Source organism: Stenotrophomonas sp. S39 (assembly GCF_016624665.1).
GTDB lineage: Bacteria > Pseudomonadota > Gammaproteobacteria > Xanthomonadales > Xanthomonadaceae > Stenotrophomonas.
The window spans coordinates 1-6,432 of the sequence record NZ_JACVTT010000153.1 but is presented as its reverse complement, the minus strand read 5'-3'; the positions used below and the strand labels follow the sequence as shown (position 1 = coordinate 6,432).

5 protein-coding genes are annotated in these 6,432 nt (G+C 69.9%); 4 read left to right on the top strand and 1 reads right to left on the bottom strand.

Annotated features, from left to right (window positions below; genetic code table 11):
* Positions 1 to 147: 147 nt before the first annotated feature.
* A complete protein-coding gene (locus IAE41_RS21540; protein ID WP_108746052.1) occupies positions 148 to 2,103 on the bottom strand; it encodes a peptidyl-prolyl cis-trans isomerase in 1,956 nt (651 codons plus the stop codon).
* 226 nt (positions 2,104 to 2,329) lie between these two features.
* Between IAE41_RS21540 and IAE41_RS21535 the strand changes: the two genes are divergently transcribed.
* The 4 genes from IAE41_RS21535 to IAE41_RS21520 are packed head-to-tail and all read left to right on the top strand — an operon-like array spanning position 2,330 to position 6,276.
* Positions 2,330 to 3,286, top strand: coding sequence for an NAD(P)-dependent oxidoreductase (locus IAE41_RS21535; RefSeq protein ID WP_200734501.1), 957 nt, complete (start codon positions 2,330 to 2,332; stop codon positions 3,284 to 3,286).
* Positions 3,274 to 4,458 carry a glycosyltransferase gene (locus tag IAE41_RS21530; protein WP_200734500.1) on the top strand — a complete coding sequence of 395 codons (1,185 nt, stop codon included), beginning with the start codon at positions 3,274 to 3,276 and terminating at the stop codon, positions 4,456 to 4,458. The genes IAE41_RS21535 and IAE41_RS21530 overlap by 13 nt, the downstream gene beginning before the upstream one ends.
* Positions 4,439 to 5,041: a hypothetical protein gene (locus IAE41_RS21525; RefSeq protein ID WP_200734499.1), complete on the top strand. Its 603-nt coding sequence runs from the start codon at positions 4,439 to 4,441 to the stop codon at positions 5,039 to 5,041. The genes IAE41_RS21530 and IAE41_RS21525 overlap by 20 nt, the downstream gene beginning before the upstream one ends.
* Positions 5,038 to 6,276 carry a nucleotide disphospho-sugar-binding domain-containing protein gene (locus tag IAE41_RS21520; protein ID WP_200734498.1) on the top strand — a complete coding sequence of 413 codons (1,239 nt, stop codon included), beginning with the start codon at positions 5,038 to 5,040 and terminating at the stop codon, positions 6,274 to 6,276. The genes IAE41_RS21525 and IAE41_RS21520 overlap by 4 nt, the downstream gene beginning before the upstream one ends.
* Positions 6,277 to 6,432 lie beyond the last annotated feature (156 nt).

Genomic DNA, 6,432 nt, shown 5'->3' with positions numbered 1-6,432 from the left:
AGTCGAGCAAGCTCGACTCTACAAAAGCAGTCGAGCAAGCTCGACTCTACAAAAGCAGTCGAGCAAGCTCGACTCTACATACAGCGGACGCGCCAACAAAAAAGGCCCGGCATTGCCGGGCCTTTTTCGTCCTGCCCGCCGTGTGGCTTACAGGTTCGCTTCGGTGGTCTGCACCAGGAACTTCTTGCGCATCGCATCGATGTAGGCCTTGGCCGCGGCCATGCCGTCGATCTGGCTCAGCTGGTCCTTCAGCTGCTTCTGCTGTTCCGGCGTCACTTCCTTGATGTTGCCCGGGGTGACCTTGTTCACCACGAAGACCAGTGCGTGACCGTTGACGTCAACCTTGCCGTAGCTCGGCTTGCCTTCGGCCGGCACCGGCGCACCGAAGATGGCGCGGTTGATTTCCGGGGTCGGCACCGGCTGGCTGCGCGGCAGGCCCGGCATCGGGCTGACCTGCAGCTTGTCGCTGGCCACCAGCGACTGCAGGCTGGCACCGCCCTTCAGCTTGGCCAGCAGGGCATCAGCGGCCTTGTCGCTGGCCTGGCGCTGGCGGTCGGCACGGATCGCGGCGATGACCTGCTCGCGGGCCTTGTCCAGCGGCAGCGCCTGTTCCGGGGTGTGCGCGGCCACGCGGATCACGACACTGTGGTTGGTGCTGCCGCCCAGGGCGATCGGATCGCTGGAGGTACCGTCCTGCACCATCACGTCGGAGAAGGCCGAACGCAGCACCGCCGGGTCAGCAGCGATGCCGCTGGCGGTGGCACGGGTGATCGGGCCCAGGGTCTGCACCGGCAGGTCCACCGACTTGGCCGCGGCAACCAGGTCGCTCGGGCTCTTGTTGATGGCGTCGACCAGGCGGCCGGCCAGATCGTTGAAGCCACGCTCGCCGTCGGCCTTCAGCTGTTCGGCGGCCAGCGTGTCGCGCACTTCCTCGAACGACTTGCCTTCGCCACCGCGCACGGCCGCGACCTTGATGATGTGGTAGCCGAAGTCGGTCTTGACCGGGCCGATCACGTCACCCGCCTTGGCAGCGAACAGCGCGTCTTCGAACGGCTTGACCATCGCGCCACGCTCGACCCAGCCCAGGTCACCACCCTGGTCCTTGGAACCCGGATCTTCCGAGTTGGCCTTGGCCAGTGCGGCAAAGTCGGCACCGGCCGCCTTGGCTTCGGTCGCCAGCTTGGCGGCCTTGGCTTCGGCACCGTCGCCGGTGATCAGGATGTGCGAGGCCTGGCGCTGTTCCGGGGTCGCGAACTTCGCCTTCTCTTCCTCGTAGCGCTTGCGCAGGGTCGCCTCATCGGCCGGCACCGGCGCCGGCAGGTTGGCACCGTTGAGCTCGACGTATTCCAGCGTGACCGACTCGGCCTGGCGGAAATCCTTGCCGTGGCTGTCATACCACTGCTTGATCTGCGCATCGGTGACCGGCGCGGTATCGGCCGGCACTTCCGGCAGCGCGACCAGCTCGACGTCACGGGTTTCGCCCAGCAGCTTCAGCAGGCGCTCGGTCTCGGCCTGGGTGACGAAGCCGGAGTTCTGCAGGCCGGCCGGGATCACCGACTGCTGCAGGCTGGCACGCACTTCTTCCTGGAACTGCGCCGGGGTACGCGGCGGATTGCCACCGCCCAGCGCCAGCCGGTAGTTGTTTTCATTGAACTTGCCATCGCTGCCGAGGAAGGCCGGGATGGTCAGGATGTAATCGCGCACGGCACCGTCACCGACAACCACGCCGGCCTGTTCGCCCACCAGGCGCACGACCTGCTCGTCGACCAGCTGGTCAAGCACGGCCAGCTTGTTCTCGGTGCTCTCGAACGCGCGCGGGTCGAAGTTCTCGCCCTGCTGCTGGCGCTCACGCATGCGCTCCTGCTCGAAGCGGGTACGGAAATCCTGCGCGCTGATCTCGTGGTGCTGCCACAGCATGCGCACCGGCCACCACGACGGCGCCGAGCGCCACCAGGTCGGCGGTGCCGAAACCTTGGCCACGTTCTGTGCGCCGACACCACCGAGGTAGCTGTTGTCGATCACGAACAGGAACGGAATCATCAGCAGCCCCAGGATCACGGTGACGATCCAGCCTGAGGTCTTGTCGCGGAGTTTCTGCAGCATGGTGAGGAATCACATGGCCTGATTGGCGAGCCCGGCAGTGTAACCCGCTTCGCGGCCCGCACCAAAAACGGCGCGGAGGCAGGCAGGGCAAGGATCTGCGCCCCATGCGCACTGTCCACGCCGTGCCTGCGATGGCCGCACGCGCAGCAGCCGGCGCATACTGGGCGGTCATCTGGGCGGCCTGCCCCGGCTGCGTCGCGTCACGGGCACAAGGAGGAATACGTCCATGCGCATCCTGGTCACCGGCGCCTCCGGCTTCGTGGGGGGCGCTCTGCTGCGCCGCCTCGCCGACGTGCCCGGGGTGGAGGCGCTGGGTGTCGCCCGCCGGCCGCTGCCCCTGCCCCACTACGCCGCGCTGGACCTGTCGCAGCCGTTTGAGCTGGCGTTCCGGCCTGACGTGGTGGTCCATGCCGCCGCGCGGGTCACCCCCTGGGGCAGCCCCGCGCAGTTCCAGCAGCAGAACGTGGACACCACCGCGCAGGTGATCGACTTCTGCCGCCGCGCCGGCCATCCGCGCCTGTTGCTGGTGTCCAGCACGGCCGTGTTCTACCGCGAGGCGCACCAGTACGATCTGGACGAAGACAGCCCGATCGGCCCCGTCTTCCTGAATGAATACGCGCGCAGCAAGGCCGGCGCCGAACGCCTGCTGGCCGGCTACGAGGGCCCGTCGTGCATCCTGCGCCCGCGCGCCGTCTTCGGCCCGGGCGATACGGTGCTGCTGCCGCGCCTGCTGGCGGCTGCGCGTCGCGGCGGCGTGCCGCTGCTGGTCAGCCCCGGCGGTCCGCCGCAGATGGACCTGATCCACATCGACACCCTGGTGGAGTACCTGCTGCGCGCCGCCCAGGCGCCGCAGCTGGGCCCGGCCTACAACCTGACCAGCGCGCAGCCGGTGGACCTGCATGCCCTGCTGCAGCGGTTGCTGGCCGCCCTGCAGCTGCCACCACCGCACCGCCGCGTACCGACCGCTCTGGCCCTGCGTGCCGCCAGCGTGGTCGAAGCCGGTTGGCGCGCCCTGCGCCTGCGCGGCGAGCCGCCGATCACCCGCTTCGGGGTGGCCGCCTTCGCCTATTCAAAGACCTTCAATCCGCAGCGCATGCTGGCCGACCTCGGGCCGCCACGGGTGTCGATGGAAGACGGTATCGAACGTTTCATCGACGAGCAGCGTGCGCAATGGGCGGCCTGAGCCTGAACGGGGTTCAGCTGGCCAGCCTGGTGCTGGCGGCCCTGTACCTGCTGCTGATGGGCCTGAAGGCAGCCGGCGCGCTGCGCATCCTGGGCCAGCGCCCGCCCCGGCCGCAGGCACCGGCCGGGTACGGCGGCAGCGGCGTGGCCATCCTGCAGCCCATCCTCGGCGGCGACCCGCTGCTGGCGCAGGTGCTGCAGCACAACCTGCGGGCCCTGCCAGGCGCGCATTTCCACTGGCTGCTGGACGACGCCGACAGCACCGGGCTGGCCACCGCCGCAGCGCTGTGCGCGGCGCATCCCGGCCACCACATCACCTGCCTGCGCTGCCCGGCCGCGCCGGAGGGCACCAACCCGAAGACCTTCAAGCTGGATGCCGTGCTGCCGCAGGTGCGCGAGCCGGTGCTGCTGGTGCTGGACGACGACGCGCGCCTGTCAGCGGCGGCGCTGGCGCAGCTGGTCGATGAACTGGACGCGGCCGACGCCGATCTGGTCACCGCCCTGCCGTGCTACCGCGATGACGGCGCCGCCGGTGCACGCTTGATGGCGCAGTTCGTCAACAACAATGCCGCGCTGACCTACCTCGGCCTGCTGCCGTGGCTGGCACCGCTGTCGATCAACGGCATGTGCTACGCGCTGCGCAGCGAGCGACTGCGCGCGCTGGGCGGATTCACCCCGTTGCTGCGGATGCTGGCCGATGACCTGGCACTGGCCCGCGCGCTGCGCCGGCAAGGTGCGCGCCTGTTCCAGTCCACCGCGCCGGTGGAGGTGCAGACGCATGTGCCCACCCTGCAGCGCTATCGCCAGCAGATGCACCGCTGGATGCTGTTCGCCGTGCTGCTGCTGCGCGATGAGTCACCACGCCTGCGCCTGCTGATCGGCGTACTGCATGGTCTTCCGCCGCTGCTGCTGTGGGCGCTGCTGGTACTGGCCGCAGTGCCGCCGATCGGACTGCCGGCCCTCGTGGCCGCGCTGGTCGTGCTGCTGCGCACCGGCCTGCTGCGGCACCTGCAGCGCCGCGCCGGTGGGCGCGCCCGGCATCGCCCGCTGGCCTCGCTGCTGGCCGAACTGCTGCAGCCCCTCCACCTGCTGCACGCCGCCTGCGTGCGTCGCATCCGCTGGCGTACCCGGCTGTACCAGGTGCGCGCCAACGATGATTTCCAGGGGGGCTGAGTCGATGCCGGGCACCCGCACGCGGCTGCAGCTGGCCTTCCTGACCGGGCAGAGCGATCCGGCGTGCTGCGCGCTGAGTCCGCAGCAGCGCGCCTTCGGCAAGGCCCTGCTGGCGCCGGGGCGGGTGCTGCACCCCTGCAATTTTCCTTACGACGCCGCCACGCCCGATCACCAGCCCGCCGCACTGCTGGCCGCCAGCTGGCACAACACCCGCCATTACCTGCGCTCGCGTCGCCCAGGCTTCGCAGCGGCCCACGGCCCCGCGCTGGCCCAGCTGCTGCAGGCCGCACCGCACACCCTGCTGCTGGCCGGCAGCTGCGGGCTGGAACTGCTGGCCAACCTGGAACTGCCACCTGCCCTGGCGCAGCGCTGCAGCGTGCTGGCCTACGGGCCGGTGGCGCGCCGTGCACCTCGGGTGGCCCAGCTGCAGGTGCTGGTCGGGCGGCAGGACTGGGTCTCGCGGCTGGGCTGGCGCGGCGCGCGGCAGTGGATCGACAGCGGCCACATGGACTACCTGCAACAGCCAGCGGTGCTCGCCATCGCCCGCGAACTAGCTGCGCGCCTGCAGCAGGAACAGGCATGAAGATCGAACTGCTCGCCCCGCCCTACAGCGGCCACCTGCACCCGATCCTCGCCATCGCCCGCCAGCTGCAGCCGCAGCATGAGGTGACCGTCCTGAGTACGCCGGGCGCGCAGACCGCGATCTCCGCCAGCGGACTCAACGGTGGCGTGCTGCTGTCGGCAGACCAGGAAGCGGCGCTGTGGCAGATCGCCAACCCACCCACGCCGGTCAAGGCCAACCCGCTGCGGCTGCACGCCCAGCTGACCCAGGCGCTGCGCCTGATGGAACAGATGCGGCAGGCGCTGCAGGAGCGCTGGCAGCACGCGCGCCCGGACCTGGTCATTGTTGATTTCACCCTGCCACCGGCAGGCCTGCTGGCAGCCGAGCTCGGCATCCGCTGGTGGACCAGCCTGCCCTCGCCCTGCGTGCTGGACTGCAGTGACGGTCCGCCGCCGTACCTGGGCGGCCTCAGCCCCGCGCGCACTGGTTGGCAGGCACTGCAACACGCCTGCGGCCGGCAGCTGACCCGCGTGTTCAAGCGCGGCGTACACGCGTGGCAGCGCTCGGCCATGCAGCGGCTGGGGGTGCCGTCGATCTATCGCGCCGATGGCAGCGAGCGGGTCTATTCAGATGACTGCATCCTCGCGCTGGGCGTACCGGAACTGGAATTCCCCCGCACCTGGCCACGGGCGCTGCAGTTCATCGGGCCGATGCTGCACACCCCACCCGGCCCCCATGCGCCGCCGCTATTCGTGCAGGGTGCGCGGCATCTGCTGGTCACCGCCGGCACCCATCAGGACTGGATCAAACCGCGCCTGGCCGAGGCGGCGGCGACGCTGGCGGCGCTGCATCCGCAGTGGCAGATCCACGTCAGTGATGGGCACGCGGATGAAACACACAGCGCGCTGCAGTCGTTGCCGAACCTGCACCGGCTGCCCTTCGTCGATTACGCGCGCCACCTGCACCGCTATGACCGGGTGCTGCACCACGGCGGCGCCGGCGTGATGTACCACGCGCTGCGCGCGGGCGTGCCGTCGCTGGTATTTCCGCTGGATTACGACCAGTTCGACCACGCCGCACGCCTGCAGGCCGCAGGCGCGGGGCTGTGGCTGCGTGATCTGGACCAGCTGCCGGCGCTGTTCGCGCGCGCGCTGCAGGCCGATGCGTTCCCGGGGCTGGCGGCCCTGCAGGCGTCGGTGCAGCGGCATCTGGCGGTGGAAGCGGTGCTCGACCGCGTCGCTTCGCTTGAACGGTAGCGCCGGACCGCGCCCGGCAGATCGGGGCATGCACGCACCCCGAAAAAGCAAAATGCCCGCAGGTCCAGGACCGACGGGCATCTTCGTTGACACTTCAAACTCTGCTGGCGGAGCGGACGGGACTCGAACCCGCGACCTCCGGCGTGACAGGCCAGC

Excerpts from the sequence above, each read along its gene's own strand:
- IAE41_RS21535 (WP_200734501.1), top strand. The coding sequence starts at position 2,330 with ATGCGCATCCTGGTCACCGGCGCCTCCGGCTTCGTGGGGGGCGCTCTG.
- IAE41_RS21530 (WP_200734500.1), top strand. The coding sequence starts at position 3,274 with ATGGGCGGCCTGAGCCTGAACGGGGTTCAGCTGGCCAGCCTGGTGCTG.
- IAE41_RS21540 (WP_108746052.1), bottom strand. The coding sequence starts at position 2,103 with ATGCTGCAGAAACTCCGCGACAAGACCTCAGGCTGGATCGTCACCGTG.
- IAE41_RS21520 (WP_200734498.1), top strand. The coding sequence starts at position 5,038 with ATGAAGATCGAACTGCTCGCCCCGCCCTACAGCGGCCACCTGCACCCG.
- IAE41_RS21525 (WP_200734499.1), top strand. The coding sequence starts at position 4,439 with ATGATTTCCAGGGGGGCTGAGTCGATGCCGGGCACCCGCACGCGGCTG.